The 19,814-nt window shown below is 59.9% G+C and carries 13 protein-coding genes and 1 riboswitch; of the genes, 8 read left to right on the top strand and 5 right to left on the bottom strand.

The window, feature by feature from the left end; all coding sequences use genetic code 11:
• Window positions 1-187: 187 nt before the first annotated feature.
• Together AC1ROR_RS15885 and AC1ROR_RS15880 are read left to right on the top strand one after the other, a co-directional pair.
• Window positions 188-1,486: an efflux RND transporter periplasmic adaptor subunit gene (locus AC1ROR_RS15885; RefSeq protein ID WP_498589983.1), complete on the top strand. Its 1,299-nt coding sequence runs from the start codon at window positions 188-190 to the stop codon at window positions 1,484-1,486.
• Window positions 1,483-4,623, top strand: coding sequence for an efflux RND transporter permease subunit (locus tag AC1ROR_RS15880; RefSeq protein WP_498589982.1), 3,141 nt, complete (start codon window positions 1,483-1,485; stop codon window positions 4,621-4,623). The genes AC1ROR_RS15885 and AC1ROR_RS15880 overlap by 4 nt, the downstream gene beginning before the upstream one ends.
• Here the strand turns inward: AC1ROR_RS15880 and AC1ROR_RS15875 are convergent.
• The 5 genes from AC1ROR_RS15875 to AC1ROR_RS15855 all read right to left on the bottom strand — a co-directional run bounded on the left by AC1ROR_RS15875 (window position 4,620) and on the right by AC1ROR_RS15855 (window position 12,141).
• Window positions 4,620-5,201 (bottom strand): invasion associated locus B family protein, encoded by a 582-nt coding sequence (locus AC1ROR_RS15875; protein ID WP_498589981.1) that lies wholly within the window; start codon window positions 5,199-5,201, stop codon window positions 4,620-4,622. The genes AC1ROR_RS15880 and AC1ROR_RS15875 overlap by 4 nt on opposite strands.
• A complete protein-coding gene (locus AC1ROR_RS15870) occupies window positions 5,201-9,004 on the bottom strand; it encodes an autotransporter domain-containing protein (RefSeq protein WP_498589980.1) in 3,804 nt (1,267 codons plus the stop codon). The genes AC1ROR_RS15875 and AC1ROR_RS15870 overlap by 1 nt, the downstream gene beginning before the upstream one ends.
• Before the next feature lie 562 nt (window positions 9,005-9,566).
• Window positions 9,567-10,091, bottom strand: coding sequence for an NADH-dependent FMN reductase SmoA (smoA, locus tag AC1ROR_RS15865; protein ID WP_498590044.1), 525 nt, complete (start codon window positions 10,089-10,091; stop codon window positions 9,567-9,569).
• Window positions 10,091-10,984, bottom strand: a complete 894-nt coding sequence (locus AC1ROR_RS15860) for an aldo/keto reductase (protein WP_498589979.1) — start codon at window positions 10,982-10,984, stop codon at window positions 10,091-10,093. Before AC1ROR_RS15860 ends, smoA begins: the two co-directional genes overlap by 1 nt.
• Complete coding sequence (locus tag AC1ROR_RS15855) at window positions 10,984-12,141, bottom strand: LLM class flavin-dependent oxidoreductase (RefSeq protein WP_080837395.1); 1,158 nt, start codon at window positions 12,139-12,141, stop codon at window positions 10,984-10,986. The genes AC1ROR_RS15860 and AC1ROR_RS15855 overlap by 1 nt, the downstream gene beginning before the upstream one ends.
• 100 nt (window positions 12,142-12,241) lie before the next feature.
• On the opposite strand from AC1ROR_RS15855, the gene AC1ROR_RS15850 reads away from it, so the two are divergent.
• The 6 genes from AC1ROR_RS15850 to AC1ROR_RS15825 all read left to right on the top strand — a co-directional run bounded on the left by AC1ROR_RS15850 (window position 12,242) and on the right by AC1ROR_RS15825 (window position 19,611).
• On the top strand, window positions 12,242-12,946 hold the full coding sequence (locus AC1ROR_RS15850; protein ID WP_035220840.1) for a GntR family transcriptional regulator: 705 nt from the start codon (window positions 12,242-12,244) through the stop codon (window positions 12,944-12,946).
• Between the two features lie 334 nt (window positions 12,947-13,280).
• Window positions 13,281-14,357, top strand: a complete 1,077-nt coding sequence (locus AC1ROR_RS15845; protein ID WP_498589978.1) for an ABC transporter ATP-binding protein — start codon at window positions 13,281-13,283, stop codon at window positions 14,355-14,357.
• 52 nt (window positions 14,358-14,409) lie between these two features.
• The gene (locus AC1ROR_RS15840; protein ID WP_498589977.1) at window positions 14,410-15,660 is read left to right on the top strand and encodes an ABC transporter substrate-binding protein; all 1,251 of its coding nucleotides are present in this window, start codon (window positions 14,410-14,412) and stop codon (window positions 15,658-15,660) included.
• A gap of 176 nt (window positions 15,661-15,836) precedes the next feature.
• Window positions 15,837-16,748, top strand: a complete 912-nt coding sequence (locus tag AC1ROR_RS15835) for a carbohydrate ABC transporter permease (RefSeq protein WP_162688087.1) — start codon at window positions 15,837-15,839, stop codon at window positions 16,746-16,748.
• A gap of 4 nt (window positions 16,749-16,752) precedes the next feature.
• Window positions 16,753-17,607: a carbohydrate ABC transporter permease gene (locus tag AC1ROR_RS15830; protein ID WP_498589976.1), complete on the top strand. Its 855-nt coding sequence runs from the start codon at window positions 16,753-16,755 to the stop codon at window positions 17,605-17,607.
• Window positions 17,608-17,619: 12 nt separating this feature from the next.
• Window positions 17,620-19,611, top strand: a complete 1,992-nt coding sequence (locus AC1ROR_RS15825; protein ID WP_498589975.1) for an alpha-glucosidase — start codon at window positions 17,620-17,622, stop codon at window positions 19,609-19,611.
• A gap of 36 nt (window positions 19,612-19,647) precedes the next feature.
• A riboswitch (TPP riboswitch) is annotated at window positions 19,648-19,750 on the top strand.
• Window positions 19,751-19,814 lie beyond the last annotated feature (64 nt).

Below are 19,814 nucleotides of genomic sequence, written 5' to 3'. Positions count from 1 at the left end.
AGCCTGTGCGGAAAGTCGCCATCTGCTTTGCATCGCAGGGCGATAGGCCAGCAAACGTTGTCGCCGCCATTACAAAAGTTTAAGGTGATTTCGCAGCGCATTGGGTGTCTTGTGGGGGAAAGCTGCTCCCAAGGCTTGCCGCACATGTTCGGTAAACATGTATCGCTCTCATAAGCGGAATCGTCAGATGAAACGTTTCTGGACCGCCCTCAGCGTCCTTGCCATCGCAGCCGTCGGCGCGTGGTATTTCAAGGACCGCCTGCCGCTCGACCAAATTCCCTATCTCAAACAATTTGCCAGCGTTTCACCGCAGACGCAGACCGAAACGGCCAAAGTGCACGGCGGAACAGCGGCGCAGACCTCACAAAACGGCCAGCCTGCGCCGCAGCAGGGCCAAAGGCAGGGCGGCGGACGGCGCAATGGCGGGCCGCCCACCGTCAGCACCATCGCCGTCAGCAAGGCAACGCTGCCGATGGACGCAACGGCGACGGGTTGGGCGGTTGCGGCCGACATTACCAATATAGCACCGCTTCAGGCGGGCCTCGTCACGGAAATCTCGGCCAAGGACGGCCAGCATATCAAGGCAGGCGATCTTATCCTCAAGATGGATGACCGCATCGCCCGCGCCGCCGTTGACAAGGACAAGGCCAATATCGCCGCCGATCAGGCAACGCTGGAACAGACGGAAGCCGCTTTCCAGCGCGCCGCCAATCTCGTCAAGCAGAGCGCTGAGTCCCAGCAGGTGCTGGATCAGGCAAGGGCGGCACGGGATAGTGCCAGCGCCAAGATCGACGCTGACCGCGCAACGCTCGCTTCCGATCAGGTGACGCTCGAACATATGGAAATTCGCGCGCCCTTCGATGGGCGGCTGGGCGATATCAGCGTCAGCCCCGGCGCCTATCTCAGCGCCGGCGTCAATATCGTCACGATCACGAAATACGATCCGATCTCGGTCAGTTTCCGGCTGTCCCAGCGCTACCTGCCGCAATTGCGCGAAGGTATCCAGAAGGACACGCTGGTGGATGTCGATCCAGCAGCGACGGGCGGCGAGGCCATGCAGGGCATGCTGCGCTTTTATGACAATATCGTGGACCAGACATCCGGCACAGTCCTTGCCAAAGCGGAATTCAAAAACGATCGCGGTCTTTTATGGCCCGGCCAGTCCGTCAATGTCACTGCCCACTTCGTCTCGGACGAGGAAATGATCGTTGTGCCGACGGTTGCCGTCCGGCCAGGGCCGAAGGGCAGCTTCGTCTATACCGTCGATGACAACCACCATGTTCATATGACACCCGTGGAAATCGCCCGCTCGAACGGCGATCTCACCGCTATTGCAAGCGGTCTCACCGGCGGCGAACATGTAATCGTCGAAGGCCAGTCCGAACTGACTGACGGTCAACAGATCGTGGAGCAATTTTCCGAGAAGGGCGGCGCGGCCGGTAATCTGGCCGCCAATGTCACGCCGGAAAAGGTTGGCACCCCATGATCGCGAATTTCTGCATCAACCGGCCCGTCGCAACCACCCTCCTCGCAATCGGCCTTGTGCTGGCCGGGCTTGCGGGTTTCAGCCTGCTGCCCGTCGCCGCGCTGCCGAAGGTCGATTTTCCCACGATCAGCGTTTCGTCGTCCCTGTCGGGCGCGTCCCCGCAAACCATGGCAACCTCGGTCACAACGCCGTTGGTGAAGCAGTTCGAAACCATTCCGGGCGTCAGCGAAATCAGCGCCACCAATACGCTCGGCAACAGCTCTATCGTGCTGCAATTCGATCTCAACCGCGATATTGACGCCGCCGCCGCCGACGTTCAGGCTGCAATTTCACGCGCGCAGCGGCAATTACCGAGCAATATGACGACGACGCCGAGCTATCGTAAGACCAACCCCGCCGATGCGCCGGTGTTGCTGCTTGCCGTCAACAGCAAGGAAATGCCGACCAGCAAGGTGGACGAAATCGCCGAGAATATCATCTCGCCGCTTCTTTCCACCATTTCTGGCGTCGCACAGGTCAGCATCTATGGCGCACAGACCTATGCGGTGCGCATCGGCCTCGATCCGGCCCAGCTTCAGGCAAGGGGGCTCGGGGTCGATACCGTCACCACCGCCATCGCGCAGGCGAACAACCAGGTCCCGGTCGGCGCGTTGCAAAATGACAATCAGCGCCTGACGATCGAGGCGGATACCCAGCGCACAGATGCAGCCGCCTTCCGCTCACTGGTCGTGTCGACGAATAACGGCGCCCCCATCCATCTCGGCGATATCGCCAATGTCACCGACAGTATTGACAACACCAATGCTGGCAGCTGGTTCGATGGCCAGCAGGCCATCGTTCTTGCCGTACAACGTCAGCCGGACGCCAACACCGTGGATGTGGTGGATGCCATCAGGGCCAAGCTGCCGGCGCTTCACCAGCAATTGCCGCCCTCCGTCAACATCAACGTCATGAACGACGCATCGACCGCCATCAAGGACGCGATCTCCGACGTGCAGTTCACACTGCTCCTCACCATCGGGCTGGTGGTTGCGGTCATCTATCTTTTCACAGGCCACCTGACGGCAACCATTATACCGGGCCTTGCCGTGCCGCTGTCGCTCATCACCGCTTTCGGCGCGATGTATGTTCTGGGCTATAGCATCGACAATATCTCACTACTCGGACTGACCCTGTCTGTGGGACTTGTGGTGGACGATGCGATCGTCATGCTGGAAAACATCCTTCGCCTGCACGAAAAAGGCCTGACAATGCGGGAGGCGGCGCTTCAGGGCGCGGCGGAAGTCAGCAGTACCATTCTGTCCATGTCCGTTTCGCTGGTGGCTGTTTTCATTCCCATTCTGTTGATGGGCGGGGTGATCGGCCGGCTCTTCAACGAATTCGGCATGGTCGTCACGCTCGCGATCATGGCGTCTGCACTCGTGTCGCTGACAGTCACACCGATGCTCGCCTCGCGCCTCTCCGGCCAGTCCTCCAGACCTCCGGCCATCATCCGCTGGTTCGACGCCGGTTTCGAGCGCACGCTTCGTGGTTATGGCAAGGCCGTTGGATGGTGCCTCTCACACCGCCGCGTGGTTCTCGCCTCGTTTCTGGCTTCCATCGCCGCCTCGCTCTATTTGTTCGAAACGCTGCCCTCCAGCTTCTTCCCGCAGGAGGATATTGGCCGCCTTTCCGTATCGACGCAGGCGCGCGAGGATATTTCATACACGGCCATGCGCGATCTTCAGGCGCAAGTCGCCGACCAGATCCGCAAGAACCCGGCTGTGGTGCATGTTACCTCCATCGTCGGCGGCAATTCCCGCAATCCGCTGAACAACGGCTCGATGTTCGTTGAACTGAAGCCCAAGGAAGAACGTGCGCCGTTGAGCCAGGTGCTGAGCGAACTGGGGCAGGCCACATCGAAAGTGGCGGGTATCCGCACCTATATCAATCCGCAGCAGAGCCTGCGTTTCGGCGGGCGCAGCTCCGCCAGCCAGTACCAGCTTGTCGTTCAGGGCCTGAATGCCGATACCACCAATGAATGGTCAAACAAGCTGATGGAGGCGATGCGCCGGGACCGGACATTCACCTCCGTCACCTCCGATGCCCAGAACGGTGCGATCGCTGCGACGATCTCGGTCGATCCGGAGAAGGCCGCAGCATTCGGCATCACCAACGATCAATTGCGCAAGACGCTGGAAATGTCATTCGGCGGTTATACAGCGGCGCAGATCCAGTCGACCGGCGACAGCTATGACGTGATCGTGGAGTTTGACAGTTCCAAACAGTGGGACGACAATTTCCTGAGCGATATCAATATCCTCTCCGCAAAGTCTGGCGCTCTTGTTCCACTTTCAAACTTCGCCGCCCTCACCCGGACCCAGGCGCCAGTCACCATCAACCAGACGGGCCAGCTTGTCTCCACAACGATCTCCTTCAACCTGCCGGATGGCGTGGCGCTTTCCGATGCGACGGGCCGGATCAACGAAATCAAAAGCACGATAGGCCTGCCACAGGACGTGTTCACCAGCTATGGCGGCACGGCAGCGATCTTCCAGCAGAGCCAGGGCAACACCGGCATCCTCATTCTGGCGGCAGTGCTGACCATCTATGTGGTTCTGGGCGTGCTTTATGAAAGCTTCATCCACCCGCTGACCATCCTGTCCGGCCTGCCGGCGGCGGCCTTCGGCGCCCTGGTGGCGCTGAAGGTCATGGGCATGGATTTCTCGATCATTGCGCTTATCGGCCTGTTGATGCTGATCGGCATCGTCAAGAAAAACGCCATCATGATGATCGACGTGGCAGTGGAGTTGATCCGCGAACAGGCAGAGCCGCCCGCCCGCGCCATTCACGAAGCCTGCGTACGCCGGTTCAGGCCGATCATGATGACGACATTCTGCGCTCTGCTCGGTGCACTGCCCATCGCGCTTGGCTCGGGCGCAAGCTCCGAACTGCGCCAGCCGCTCGGCGTCGCAGTCGTTGGCGGGCTCATCGTCTCACAATTGCTGACGCTGTTCATCACGCCTGTCATCTTCGTGGAAATGGACCGGTTCGGCAGCTTCCTCACCGGACTGTTTTCCCGCAAAAAACAGGCTGGAAAACATGCCGAACCACAAAAGCCGGAAAGCGCGGACGAACCTGACTCCGTCGCGGCCTAACGCAGGCTTTCGAGGCGCTTCAGCGCCTCGGAAAAACCGCCCGACTGCAGCTGGAACGAGACAGTTCGGCCTTGCAGGTCGGGTGCCTCTATTGTCAGGCTCTTGCCTTCCTTCAGCGCCGAGACAAGCTCGATGAAGGGCGTAAAAGAAACGATGCAGCCCACCGGCAGGCAGGTGCTGACCTGCACTTCCTGCAGGCGCACATTGCCGGATTTCACTGAAAACAGCTTTGTGACGGCGAGGCCGAAGGGCAGAACCATGGTTCCGGAAAGCTTGTCCGGCGTCCCGGCATCGTCAAACCGAAATTCGACGGAGACCACGAGCTTGCGCGTTTTCTCCTCAAGCTGGACCTGCGCGATGGCGCATGGCGGCTTTACCTCCTTCACCGTGGGCGTCTCTGCGGCGGTATCGTTCCTTGGAACAGGTGCCGCGCAAGCAAGCTGCCAGCTTCCGTGAACCTCCCGCAAAGGCGCCGCCGTCTTCTCCGACTCCTGCGCGCGCGCTGCGCCCGACACCGCGGCAGCGACAAGGAGAATGGCGAAAGCCGATTTCCAGAGCCCGTTGTGACTGTTCTTCATCAGAAACGGACCCCTAGTTCAGCAAAAGCGGATTGATCCAGCACACCGCCCCCAAAAACCGCGCCATAGCGGAATGTCAAAGTGGCAGAAGGAGCGAGATCGTAGCTCAATCCCAGCCCGAGCAACGCCACATCGCGTGCCGTTGCGGCACTTGCGACGGAAAATGAGCCGCCGCCTTCATAAAACAAAGCACTCTCCACTGTTGGATCACCATAGGCGTGACGCCAGCCCATATCAAAGGTCGCACGGCCCGGTATAGACTCAAGGGAAATATCACGGCTGATGCGTACACCCAGCGTCGAATAGAGCTGATCGTGACTGGCGGAACCGGAAGAAACGGCTGCAATGCCGCCCTTTTCATTGAAGGCGTCCGTGTGTGTCTTCACGTAGCTAACATTGGCATAGGGTTCTATGCGGGTGAGGTCGAAATCGAAACGCCAGGCGGCTTCGGCAAAGACCTGCGTGGTGGAGGCGTCGTAGCCGGCAGTGAGTTCGTCCTTCAACGTCGAAAGGGAAATTTTCCGGCGGGTTTCTATATCCTGAAAGGCGTGGATTGCACCAAGGCGCAGGGATGCCGGACCGATCGAGCCGCCCGCATAGGCCGCTGCATAATAGCTATCCACATCCGCCTTCGCGGCCAGCGCGGCCTGGCTGACAGCGTCGCGACCGTAACCGGCGGCAAGACCCGTGCGCCATCCATTGCCCCAGTCGCCTTCAAGACCGAAAAGAATGCCCCCGCCCCTGGTATCGACCGATGAACCATTGCCACCGGTCTCGCCGCGCGCGCCAAAACCACTGGACCAGAAAGTGATGGTATCCTCGTCGATGTTCAGCGGCTCCCTTCCGCCCGAAGCTCCGGCAACGGGCAGGACGGAGCCCGCATCGACACTCTCGAACGCGCTGCGCAGCCTGCTGAGAATAACGTCACGGGTCAGCTGGCTGCGGTTGATCAGCGCCATGGCGAGCGACGGGTGATTTTCACCGGAAAGCTGCGAGAAGGCGGTTTGGGTTTCGCCGGACTGGAGAAACAGCGCCGCCCGATAAAGCGGCGAAGCCTCCCCCAGCGCTTCGACCGCATTGGCGGCCGCACGCGCATTCTCCGTCGAAGTTTCAGCGGCAAAAAGCCCCGCCGCTTGGGATGCCCGCGCGAAGGAGAGATAGGCGGTGTTGCTATCGGTGCTTTTCGTAACGAGGGCGGTCAAATAAGCGAAATTCTCGCTTATGCCGGAAAATGTGCCGGTGACCCCGCCCGTTGCCGTCAGGATCGTATATCGGGTGTCGAGACTATAGGCGCCGCCACTCGCAAGCGGCGTGACGACGAGGGCCACATTGTTATCGATGGTAAGCGTGCCGTTCACCATAAGCCTGTCGGAATTGCCTGAAGCATCGATTTCGACCGCGTAGGTCGAGCCGCTGGCAAAGACCGCATCGCCGGTGGAGGTGAGCGTGCCGATGGAATTGCCGGGCGAAAGCGTGCCGCCGGAACCGACGGTCAGGCCGCCAATGGTGCCGGAACCGCCGAGCGCCGCGCCGCTGCCCACGGAAACAGTGCTGGTGAGCGAGCCGTTAACGCTGAGCTTGCCGGACGAAACCGTGGTAATGCCGGTATAGGTGCTGTTGCCGCTGAGGATCAGATTGCCATCGCCCGCCTTTTCAAAGGTGCCGGTGCCGCTGATGACATTCGAAAGCGTACCCGCTCCCTCGACCGCGAGTATTGCATTATTGACGATCTCGCCCGAACCGAAGCTTTTGGCGGCTCCTGTCAGCGCACCGCCCGAAATCGTCGTGCCACCCGAATAGCTGCTATTGCCGGCAAGAATGAGATTGCCGCTGCCGGTCTTCTCGAAGGTCCCGGTGCCGCTGATGACATTCGAAAGCGTGCCGGCCCCATCCACAACGAGTTCCGCATTATTGACGATTTCACCCGAACCAAAACCCGTGGCGGTTCCTTTCAACGTTCCACCTGAAATCGTCGTGCCGCCGGAGTAATTGTTGTAGCCGCTGAGGATCGTAACACCGTTTTCCGCATCGACATGACCTGCCCCGGAAATATCGGCGGACAAGATATAGGCCGTCTCTGAATGGTTGAAAACGATGCGGCCATTGCCCGCGCCGAAGTATATTGCTTCCGCCTCCACCGCTCCGGCCGAGCGGGCCGTCTGCCCCGCGGCGGCGCCAATGTTCAGCACGCCGGTCGAGCCCGCCTCGAAAGCGATCCAGATCGTCGTCGCGGCCAGCGAGGCGCCGCCCGTGACATCAACGACACCGCTGCCGCCATAGCCGATAATAAGAGCGTTGCCGATCTCGACGCGCGACCCCGTGCCGCTCACATGCAATGTGCCGTCTGATCCCGCCTTGGTGCCCAGATAAAGCTTATAGGCGTCGAGCGAAGCGCCGTTGGATACCACCACACTGCCGGAACCGTCATAACCGATATCCATGTAGCCGGAATAGGCAAGGCGGCTGTCGACACGCGCGCTTACACTGGAGCCCGCCCCATCTATCGTCATCGTGCCAGAGGAGCCGGCGAGATCACCCAGCCTCACCTGCCCCGCCTCTATGCCGCCACCAGCGGTCACCGAAACGTCTCCATTGGTGTCTTTCGCATAGCCGACGACCAGAGCCTCGGCCAGCGTCCAGCTCGACCCGCCGCCGTTAACGATGACCGAAGACGTCGAACCCGTGCGCGTCGCGACATATCCGGCATCGCTCGTGACGGTGCCACCCGTCTGAACTTGTAGCGAGCCGTTACCGGCATCGCCCACATAGAGGTTGCCTGTATTGTGGAAGGCGCTTCCCGAACCGGAAACGGTCGCGGAACCTATGCTGCCAGCGTTCGCCGCGAGAACCGTGCTGACGGAAGAAACGAGGCCACCGCCAGACACTGTCAATGAGCCTGTGCCATCAACTCCCACATCGAGACCACCGCTCCCAACCGTCCAGGAGGAACTGCTGCCCTGCACGACCGCACTGCCCGCCGCGCCCGCGACGTTACCGAGGCGCGCGGAAGCGCTTTCCACCGTACCGCCAGTTTCGACGTAAAGCACACCATTTCCGGGAGTTCCCTGAGGACTGGACGCATCGCCGCCGATCAGCAATTCGCCCGTCGTCCATAAACTGTCGGCACCTTTCACCGTCACCAAACTCGCTGAATGCCGGCCGATGATAGCTGTGCCGCTGGCGACGGTCGCTGCGGTGGCGACAACCATGGATGCAGCCCCCTCGTTGCCGACGACCAGCGTGCCTTCGGTTTCCAACAGGGAGCCGGCGCCGTCGATCGTGAGCCCGCTTCCATCCGCCGATACTTGATCCCCAATGATCGCATTACCATTGATGGTGACCACAGCGCCGCCGCCGATCTTGAGTATGCCCTGACCGCTGCGGCCGACAACCATCTCGTCTGAAACGGTGATGTTACTGCCCTGACCCTGCACGGACACCGTATTCATCGAACCGCCGCCACCGGACACGACCAGCCCGCCGGTCTCCAGGCGGCTTGCGCCCAATACTTCCAACATATTGGCGGTACCGCCATAGCCTACAAAAACAGTGCCGGAATTCGCAAAACTCGACGAATTGTCCAGCACGAAGGCACCGATTCCCGTCTCATACTCACCGATGTAGATATCCCTGCCGGAATCGGCCGAACTTCCGCTGAGCTTGAGCGTACCTGAACCGCTTCCACCCACCGACAGAGCGCCGGCATTCGACCATGTTGCACCAGAGAAACTCAGGGTACCGGAAACATCAGCCAGAAATCCTAGCTTGGCATAATCCGTCGATAGGCCGCCATTGACAGACATCGTTCCTTCAGAATCGACCCCAACGAACAAGCCATTGATGTCGGCGCTTGTTCCAGCTGCAATTGTCGGACCCGCAGAATTGATGCTGGCGGTATCGTTCGGTCCGGGAACGCGCGTATAGCCATACCAACTCGAAGCTGAGAACCAGTCATCTGCCGGTGATCCGACCCAAAGGATCGTTTCCGCCAGAGCGGATGGCGCAAGCGCCGCGGAAAACATCAGGGTGAAAAGACGCGTCAATCCTTGCCTGAAACGACCGGATAAGACTTTTGCCCCAGAGGCGGTCCTCTGCGGTTTGCACCGGTCGCGGCGGAAACAATCGGGCATCCAATCTCCCTTACCGGCGCCTCGTTCCGCCTTCTCTCGACCCGGCGAATCGTTTTTGCAATCAACCTAATTATCCCACTTTTAAGGATTGCCTTCAGTATAGATAGAGAAAAAAAGCATTATTTCTGCAGCGAAAAAATAAAACGGAGTGCGGCAGGCGCACTCCGTAATAAAATTAGATATTCATACAAAATAAAACTCTTACATATCAGGCGGTGGGCCCGCCAACATGTGCCTATTGCTTCGAAAACCGGCCGAAGGCTCCGCCCGAAAAGCAGAGGGGATCTCCGTCTCGATGGGCTGCGCGCAGCACTTCGCCAACGATGATGGTGTGGTCACCCGCATCATGGGCGGCAGCCTGCCGGCATTCGAAACGGGCGAGCGTGCCGGGAATGACCGGAACACCCTCGTCATTCATCTCCCAGTCCAGGTCATCGAAGGCGCGGCCGTTCCGCGTAAACCGGGCACTCAGCACATCCTGATCCGCGCTCAGCACGTGGATGGCGAAATGGGTTGCGCCGCTGAAGGCCGGATATCGCGATGAATTTTTGGCGGGCGACCACAATACCAGCGGCGGATCGAGCGACACCGAGGCGAAGCTGTTAACCGTCATGCCGATCGGCCCTTCCGGCGTCGTTGCCGTCACCACCGTAACACCGGTGGTGAAAGCGCCAAGCGCATTGCGAAAGCTGCGGCTGTTTTCGCCGCCGGGAACAAAAACATGCTCATTGGGCATTTTGATCGCCTCTGCGATTGTCATCACGGCACCTCGCTTCCGATTGCAAGTGTGTAAAGTTCAAACCACGTCTGGCGGTCGATCGTGACGCTGAGGGCGTCAGCCGCCGTCTTAATGCGCTGAATATTGTTGGTGCCAAGCACCGGTACGATCTTTGCCGGATGCCGCAGCAGCCAGGCGATTGCCACGGCTGTCGCATCGACGCCCTGTTCCTTGCCGATGCGCTGCAGGGCAGCCATGGTGGCTCCATGAGCGCCGGAGAACAGCGAGCCGCCGCCAAGCGGCGACCATGCCATCGGCGAAACGCGCTTTTCCTGCAGAAAGGCGAGATCACCATTGGTGAAGCTATCCGTGGCAAGAAGGCTCATTTCGATCTGGTTCGTGACGAGCCTGCTGCTCATGGCCGATTGCAGCAGGGAGAAATCCCACGGACGGAAATTGGAGACGCCAACGGCCTTGACCTTGCCTGATGCCACCAGGGCGTCGAGCGCCCTGCCTGTTTCCTCCGCATCGATCAGCGGATCGGGACGGTGAATGAGAAGGAGATCAACGTGGTCCGTTCCCATATCACGAAGCGATGCCTCGACGGAGGCGTTGATGTGACCAGCCGTCGTGTCATAGTGCTTGACGCGGGCGGCGGAGTGACGGCCGGCCGGTGCGACGATGCCGCATTTCGTGACGATCTCGATCTTGTCGCGCAGACCAGGTGCTGCCTTCAGGCCCGCCCCCAGAATGGCCTCTGCCGTGTATCCGCCGTAAATGTCGGCCTGATCCATGGTGGTAATGCCCTGTGCGAGGCAGGCTTCGATCTTTGCTTGCACATGGGCGGGCGAGGTGTCCGTGTCATCGCCGATGCGCCACATGCCATAGACGATGCGGCTGAGTTCCAGGTTTTCAGAAAGAGCGATACGTTCCATCAGTGGCGTTCCCCATTGCCGAGCGGCGTGGCAGGTGTTTCAGAAGGCACCCGGCCGTAAGCATGCGGCAGGGAGCAGGTTTTCATCTGCGGCAGAACCTTGGTGCCGAAGTGCTCCGCCTCATCCAGATGCGGATAACCGGAAAGAATGAAGGCACGAATGCCCATCTTCTGGTACTCCTCCAGCGCCGAAAGAACCCTGTCGGTCGAACCGACCAGCGCAGCACCACAGCCCGAACGTGCCCGGCCGATGCCGGTCCACAGATTGGGTTCGACATAACCGAACTTGTCGGCGAGTTCGCGGGCACGCGCCTGATGCGACACGCCGAGCGAGCCGCTGTCATGCGCGCGGTTGCGGATCAATTGCCCATATTCGTCATCGAGCTTCGAAACAAGATGCTCGGCATATTCTCGCGCTTCCTTTTCGGTATCGCGCACCACCATATGCACACGCAGACCGTAATCCAGCGTGCGACCATGGGCGGCGGCGCGTTCATTGGCGGCGCGCATGCGCTCGGCCAATTGATCCCTGGTCTCCGGCCACATCAGATAGACGTCGCATTGCGCGCCACAAAGCTCCAGCGCATCCGGCGAATAACCGCCGAAATAAAGCAGCGGCCCACCATTCTGCTGGTAGGGTCGCGCCGGCTCGGTGGAAACGCCCTTGAACTGGTAGATTTCACCGTCATGGTCGATGGTGTCGCGCGTCCAGGCCTGGCGCAATATCTGCACGACCTCATGGCTGCGCTTGTAACGAAACGCACTATCGGCCACTTCACCCGGAAAATCGGAACTGATGACGTTGAGCGTCAGGCGGCCCTTCAGCATGTGGTCGAGCGTCGCCACCGTGCGCGCCAGCATGATCGGCTGCATCTCGCCGCAGCGGATCGCGGCGAGGAAATTGATGCGGTCACTGATCGGCGCGCAACCGGCGACAAAGCTCAGCGTATCCTGCCCGACCTGATAGGATGAGGGGCAGAGGATGTTGCGGAAACCGAGTTCCTCGGCCTTTTTGACGATGTCGGAGCAATGGTCGAAACTGGAGCGCAGGGCGCCATCCGGCACGCCAAGATAGGCGTAATCATCGGAGCACAAAGCGGAAAACCAGGAGACCTCGGCAGCATCGAGATCAGCGGATGTAACGGGTACGACGGTCATGCAATTCCTCCTCAGGGCCGCTCTCGTTTTTCTTGCATAACATCAAGAAATATGTAAATCAATGATGTATCAATTTTTGTTTCGGGGAGGAAATAGCATCATGAAACACACTGGCGGCAGCCTGCCCATGTATCTGCAGATCGCCGAAATGCTGGTGCGCGAGGTGGCGGCGGGCCGGCTGATCGACGGCGAAAAGCTGGCGCCGGAGCGGGATATGGCCGCCGAGCTCGGCATTGCCGTCGGCACGCTTCGCAAGTCACTTGCGGAATTGCAGGAGCGTGGCCTGCTGGAGCGCGTGCAGGGTTCGGGCAATTACATCCGTGCCGTCAGCGACCCGCAAAGCGTTTACGCCTTTTTCCGCCTTGAGATGATCGAGGGCGGCGGCCTGCCGACGGCGGAGGTTCTGGATGTGGCGCGGCTTGCCAAACCTGCCAACCTGCCCGCTTTCGGCACATCGGCTGAAGGACATCGCATTCGCCGCCTGCGACGTATTGCCGGAAAACCGGCGGCCATCGAGGAAATCTGGCTCGACGGCTCCTATGTCGACACGATCGCCATCGAGAACATGTCGGAATCCCTTTATCTTTATTACCGCACCCGTCTCAACCTCTGGATATCGAAGGCGGAAGACCGCATCGATCTGGGTGAAGTGCCCGAATGGACGCCCGAGGTCTTCGGCCAGAAACCCGGAGCGCCGGTGCCGCGCGTGCTGCGCCTCAGCCAGGCGCAGGATGGCGCTGTGGCCGAAGTCTCATGGACCTGGTTCGACCATACGGTCGCCCGATATGTTTCGCGTATACGTTGAGATCGACCGGATTTCGCGTGATCCACATGGATGGACGAATTTGACCGGAGACAAGGAAGCAACGACCTGCGCAACCGGGGACTTCGCGGTTATATTTCTTTGAATCAATGGCTTAGTAGTTTTTGATTTCTGTCAGAAATAAAATTGATACACTATTGATTTCCTTTTTGTGAAAGGTAATATCACGAAACTAGGGAGACAGGCGTGAGCCATCCCACGGTATCGCCGGACAATCGGGATAGATTTTCGAAGATGCGATGCGTGGAACTTGAAGGTTAGTGCCGGCTTTTGCGTCCATCCAAATTCTGGACGTGCCGGTCATGAGGAGGAAAATATGGCTTCGGTCAGCCTGCGCAAGCTGGACAAGAGTTACGGTGCCCTGCGCATCGTCAAGGGCATAGACCTTGAAATCAACGACGGCGAATTCGTGGTGTTCGTCGGCCCTTCCGGCTGCGGCAAATCCACGACGCTGCGCATGGTCGCCGGGCTTGAAAGCATTACCGGCGGCGAAGTGCGGATCGGCGACCATGTCGTCAACCGGCTGCCGCCGCGTGAGCGTGACATCGCCATGGTGTTTCAGGACTATGCGCTTTATCCGCACAAGACCGTGCGTGAAAACATGGGCTTCAGCCTGAAGGTGCGCGGCGTGAGCGCCTCACAGGCCAATGCCAGCATCGATGAGGCGGCACGGATGCTCGGCATCGAACACCTTCTCGACCGCCGGCCCGGTCAGCTTTCCGGCGGCCAGCGCCAGCGTGTGGCCATGGGCCGCGCCATCGTCCGACGCCCGCAGGTGTTCCTGTTCGACGAGCCGCTTTCCAACCTCGACGCTAAACTCCGCGGACAGGTGCGCACGGAAATCAAGCGGCTGCACCAGCAGCTCGGCACGACCATCATCTACGTTACCCATGATCAGGTGGAGGCCATGACGCTGGCCGACCGCATCGTCATCCTGCGCGGCGGCGATATCGAGCAAGTCGGCACACCGGACGAGGTCTATAACCGGCCGGAAAGCGTGTTTGTCGGCGGTTTTGTCGGCGCGCCCGCCATGAATTTCGCCCGCGCCAGGGTAAACGGCGACCGGCTGACATTTTCCGACGGCAATTCCCTGCCGATGGCAGCCATCCGGCCAGCCCGCGAAACGGGCCTCGAAGGGCGCGACGTCATTGTCGGCATTCGCCCGGAACATTTCGGCCCCGCCGAGGGCTTTGATACGCAGCTTGCGGTCAAGGTACAGGTGGTGGAACCGCTGGGTTCCGATACGCTCGTCCATTTCAGCCTCGGCGATGCGGCGCTGACCGCAAGAATGCCGCCACAACTGCGGCCGGCGCCGAACGAGGAGCTGAAGATCGGTCTAGATCCGTCCAAGGTCCATCTTTTCGACGCCGCGACGGAGCGCTCTATCCACTGATTGCCGGGCGAAGATACGCTGCGGCCAACAGGTTTAATAACGGGAGGAACACATGACATTTAAAACAATCAGGGGCAAAGCCCTCATGGGTGCCGCGCTCTGCGCAACCATGCTCACTTTCTCGGGACAGGCCTTTGCCGATGCCGAACTGAAGATCTTCGTTTCCAGCCAGCATCAGCCGGATGTCTGGCGCAAGGCGCTTGATCAATATGAGGCGAAGACGCCGGGCGTGAAGGTTGTCATCGAGACAGGCGGCAACACTTCGGAAATGCAGGCGCAATATCTCAACACCGTGATGTCGGCCAAGGATTCCAGCCTCGACGTGCTGATGCTCGACGTCATCCGTCCCGCGCAATTCGCCACCGCCGGCTGGACCAGCGATTTCTCCGGCAAGGACATGTCCGCCTATCTGCCGACCTATGCCGAAGCCAACACCGTGGACGGCAAGATCGTGGCATTGCCCGCCTTCGCCGACTCCATGTTCCTTTATTACCGCAAGGACCTGCTGGACAAATACGGCATTCAGCCGCCAACCACCTGGGACGAGCTGAAGGAAGCATCCAAGAAGGTGATGGAGGGTGAAAAGAACCCCGAGCTTCAGGGCCTGTCCTTCCAGGGCAAGGCGATCGAAGGCGCGGTCTGCACCTTCCTCCTGCCCTATTGGAGCGAAGGCAAGTCGCTGGTCGAAAACGGCAAGCTGAACTTCGATAATCAGGCAGCCGTGGATTCGCTGAAGCTCTGGAAGAGCTTTGTCGATGAAGGCATTTCCAAGAAGAACATTTCCGAAGTCGCGACCGACGACACCCGCAAGGAATTCCAGGCCGGCAAGGTTCTCTTCGCCGTCAACTGGTCCTACGCCTGGACCCATTTCCAGGGCAAGGAATCGCAGGTGAACGACAAGGTCGGCGTCGCCCGCCTGCCGGCCGTCAAGGGCGGCGAGCAGACAACCTGCCTCGGCGGCTGGGAATTCGGCGTTTCCGCCTATTCCAAACAGCAGGATGAAGCCAAGAAGCTGGTGGAATATCTCTCCGGTCAGGATGTCTCGAAGTTCATGGCCATCAACGCCACGCTGCTGCCGACCTATGCCGCGCTTTACAAGGATGCCGACGTGACCAAGGCAATTCCGTGGTTCGCGGATGCCCTGCCCGTGGTTGAAACCGCCAAGGCCCGTCCCGTGACGCCGCGTTACAACGAGGTCAGCGAGACCATCCGCACCACCGTCAACGGTGTGCTTGCCGGCGTCATGACGCCGGAGGAGGGCGCAAAGCAGATGGAAAGCCGTCTGCGGCGCGTTCTGCGCTAAGCTTCAAGGCCGGAAAGCGGCATGAGTTTCATGCCCTTTCCGGCCGCTTCGACTGAACGGGAATAAGTGCGCCCGAACGGCGCGACAGACGGACCGGATAAGAACCGGCCCGATCGGGAGACGATGACGTGAATCCAGTTGCGGGAGTGGCAGACGTGACAATGCCGGAAAGAACCATGGTTAGGGTGGACGAAAAGCAGCTGCCGCGCTGGACGCGGTGGCTCGATCTCGGCGACCGGTCGCTCGCCGTGCTTCTCCTGGCGCCGGCGGCGATCCTGCTGTCGCTCATCATCGTCTATCCGGTGGCGCGGCTCGTTTATACCTCGTTTTTTAGCCTGTCGCTGACCTCTGGCCTGCCGGCGGAATTCATCGGGTTTGAAAACTACACGGCGATGTTCGATGACCCGATCTTCTGGGAAACGACCTGGAACACGGTTCTGATAACGCTGATCACCGTGCCTGGCGCCCTGTTCATGGGTCTCGGCCTCGCGCTGCTCGCCAACCTGCCCTTTTCCATGCAATGGCCGATGCGCCTGTCGCTGCTGATCCCCTGGGCGCTGCCGCTGTCTTTCGCCGGCCTGATCTTCGCATGGTTCTTCCATTACGAATATGGCGTGGTCAACGATGTGCTCAACCGGCTGGGTTTTGAGGGCATCATCTGGTTCAATTCGCCGAACTGGGCATTTGCGGCCATCTGCCTGACGATCATCTGGAAGACATCCTCCTTCATGGCGCTGATGATCCTTGCCGGCCTGCAAACCATACCGCGTTCGCTCTACGAAGCGGCGGATGTGGATGGCGCCGGCAAAATCCGGCAGTTCTTCGAAATCACCCTGCCGCTTTTGAAGCCCTCGATCGTCGTCGCGCTCATCTTCCGCACGATCACGGCGCTGCAGACCTTTGATATTCCTTACATGATGACCGGCGGCGGCCCCGGCACATCCACCACGACGCTTGCCATGTATATCCATCAGAACACCGTCTCCTTCCTCGATCTCGGTTACGGCTCGGCGCTCGCGGTCATGATGTTTGCGCTCTCCATGTGCGTTACCGCCGTTTATCTCCGCATTATCAGGACGAAGGACTGATCCCATGAGCACCGCTGCAAATTCCGGTCTGTCCTCCTTTTTTTCCGGCAAACCGCTGCGCTTCATCGCGGCCTCCATCCTTCTGATCAACGGCCTGTTTCCGGCAATCTGGATCCTCTTCACCTCGCTGAAGACCGAAGCGGAACTGACGGCGAAGCCGATCACCTGGTTTCCGCATGCGCCGACGCTGGCCAACTACATGCAGGCCTTTTCCGACCAGCCGCTGCACCTCTTCCTGTTCAACAGCTTCATGGTGGCGCTGCTTTCCACCGCGCTCACCATCCTGATTTCGGTGCTGGCGGCTTACGCGCTGGCGCGGCTGAACCTGAAGTACCGGGCGCTGATCCTCTCGCTGATCATCGCCGTCTCCACCTTCCCGCTGGTGACGCTTCTGGTGCCGCTGTTCGAAATCATGCGGGCGCTGAACCTGCTCAACAGCTGGACGGCGCTTATCCTGCCCTACACCGTGCTTTCGCTGCCGGTCTGCACCTTGATGCTGGTCTCCTTCTTCGAAAGCATCCCGCGCGATCTCGAAAACGCCGCCATGATCGATGGCTGCACCCGCATCGGCGCGCTGTTCAAGGTGGTGGTGCCGCTCTGCGCGCCGGGCGTTTTCACCGCCGGCATTCTCGCCTTCGTCAATGCCTGGGATGAATTCCTGCTGGCGCTTTCCTTCAACTCCAACCCGGCTCTCCGTACGCTCCCCGTCGGCATCCAGTTGTATCAGGGCGAGTTCGCCTTCCCCTGGCCGGTCATTTCGGCAGCGCTGGTGGTTGGCATCGTGCCGGTCGCGATCCTGATCGTTATCTTTCAGGAACGGGTCGTCTCCGGCCTCACCGCCGGCGGTCTCAAGGGCTAAACAGGTACAGTCATGCATTTCGAAAAGACCAAAGACGGCTTCACGCTCGCCATCGGCGGCCGCAGCATCCTGTCGCATTCCCTCGAAAACCCAGCCTTCTTCGCCGGTTTCGGCAAGGAGCGGATGGACATGTATCGCGGCAATTTCGACATCGAAGACTATGTCATCGAGCGGACAGCCCTGCGCCATGCCGAGTTGAATGGCGACAGCGTTACGCTGTCCTCCGGACCCGGACAAGCCCCGCGCCTTCGCCTGACGCTGGACGGCAACGCCATCCGTCTCACCGCGCTGGATGAAACCATCAACCGCCTCTGGCTGCGCGTTGTCGCGGAAACGGATGAGCACGTCTGGGGCGGCGGCGAGCAAATGTCCTATTTCGACATGCGCGGACGCCGTTTCCCGCTCTGGACCTCCGAGCCGGGGGTCGGTCGCGACAAGACCACCGAGATCACCTTCAAATCCGATGTCAACGGCAAGGCGGGCGGTGATTATTACAACACCAACTATCCGCAGCCGACCTATCTATCGTCGCGCAGATATGCGCTGCATGTGGAAACGACCGCCTATTCCGTCTTCGATTTCCGCAATGGCGATTTCCACGAAATCGAGATATGGGCGATCCCCGAAAGGATCGAGTTTTTCACCGGCGACGCTTTTACCGACATCGTTTCCGCCCTCTCCCTTCGCTTCGGGCGTCAGCCGGAGCTGCCGGATTGGATCTATAATGGCGCGATCATCGGATTAAAGGACGGCGTCAACTCATTTGCCCGGCTGGAGAAAATTCGCGCAGCCGGAACGAAGGTTTCCGGCCTGTGGTGCGAAGACTGGGTCGGCCTTCGCCAGACATCCTTCGGCGCACGCCTGTTCTGGGACTGGCAGGCCAATGAAACGCGCTATCCGCATCTGCGCCAGAAGATCGCCGAGCTTGCAGATCAAGGCATCCGCTTGCTGGGTTACGTGAACCCCTATCTCTGCGTCGACGGCCCGCTCTTTCCGGTTGCCGAAGAAGCCGGCTATTTCGCCACCGGTGCGGATGGCAAGACGGCGCTGGTGGATTTCGGCGAATTCGACTGCGGCGTGGTCGATTTCACCAACCCGGCCGCAGCCGACTGGTTTGCCGAGGAGATCATCGGCAGAAACATGCTCGATTTCGGCCTTTCCGGCTGGATGGCGGATTTCGGCGAATATCTGCCGATCGACATCAACCTCTCCAACGGCATCGATGCCAAGCTGATGCACAATGCCTGGCCCACCCTCTGGGCGGAAGTCAATGCGAAGGGTGTCGAAAGCCGGGGCAAGACGGGCGAAGCACTGTTCTTCATGCGGGCGGGCTTTACCGGCGTACAGGCCCATTGCCCACTGATCTGGGGCGGTGACCAGTCGGTCGATTTTTCCCGTCATGATGGCCTCGTCACCGTCATCTGCGGTGCACTCTCCTCCGGCCTCATGGGCAATGCCTATCACCATTCCGATATTGGCGGTTACACCAGCCTGTTCGGCAATGTGAGAACCGCGGAACTCATCATGCGCTGGGCGGAGATGGCGGCTTTTACCCCGGTCATGCGCACGCATGAGGGCAACCGCCCGCGCGATAACCTCCAGATCGATCAGGATGAGGCGGTTCTTGCCCATTTCGCCCGCATGACGAGGATTTATACAGCACTTGCTCCCTATCTGAAATCGCTCTCCGCCGAGGCGGCCAGGACCGGCCTGCCGGTGCAGCGGCCTCTCTTCCTGCATTTTGAGGATGACCGGCAGACCTACGCCATTCAGGACAGCTATCTCTATGGAGCAGACCTGCTCGTTGCCCCGGTCTGGAAAGCAGACGAAACGCAACGCACGCTGCACCTTCCGGGCGATGTGGAATGGGTTCACCTGTGGAGCGGCGCCGTTCATTCTGGCGGGCGCGAGATCACCGTGGAAGCACCGCTTGGCCAGCCGGCCGTCTTCTATCGCGCCGATAGCAGCCATCGTCAGCTATTTGAACAGCTTCGCACCATCTGAGCCGTTGACAGCCAGCTAAAAAAGCGACAGTTTCCGACCCATTCCGAGGGGAGCACCGAACGGTGCTGAGATGGCGATGAGCCGGACCCTTGAACCTGATCCGGGTCATGCCGGCGTAGGAACGGAAACTGTCGCACCCTTCAGGCGCTGCCATTTCTCTTCTCCGCTTTGCCTGATCTCCGAGATTGTCACATCTGGAGACG

This window comes from Agrobacterium sp. GW821-FHT14E08, assembly GCF_058803865.1.
The sequence above is the reverse complement of the archived record's forward strand: the minus strand, read 5'-3'. Positions and strand labels throughout refer to the sequence as shown.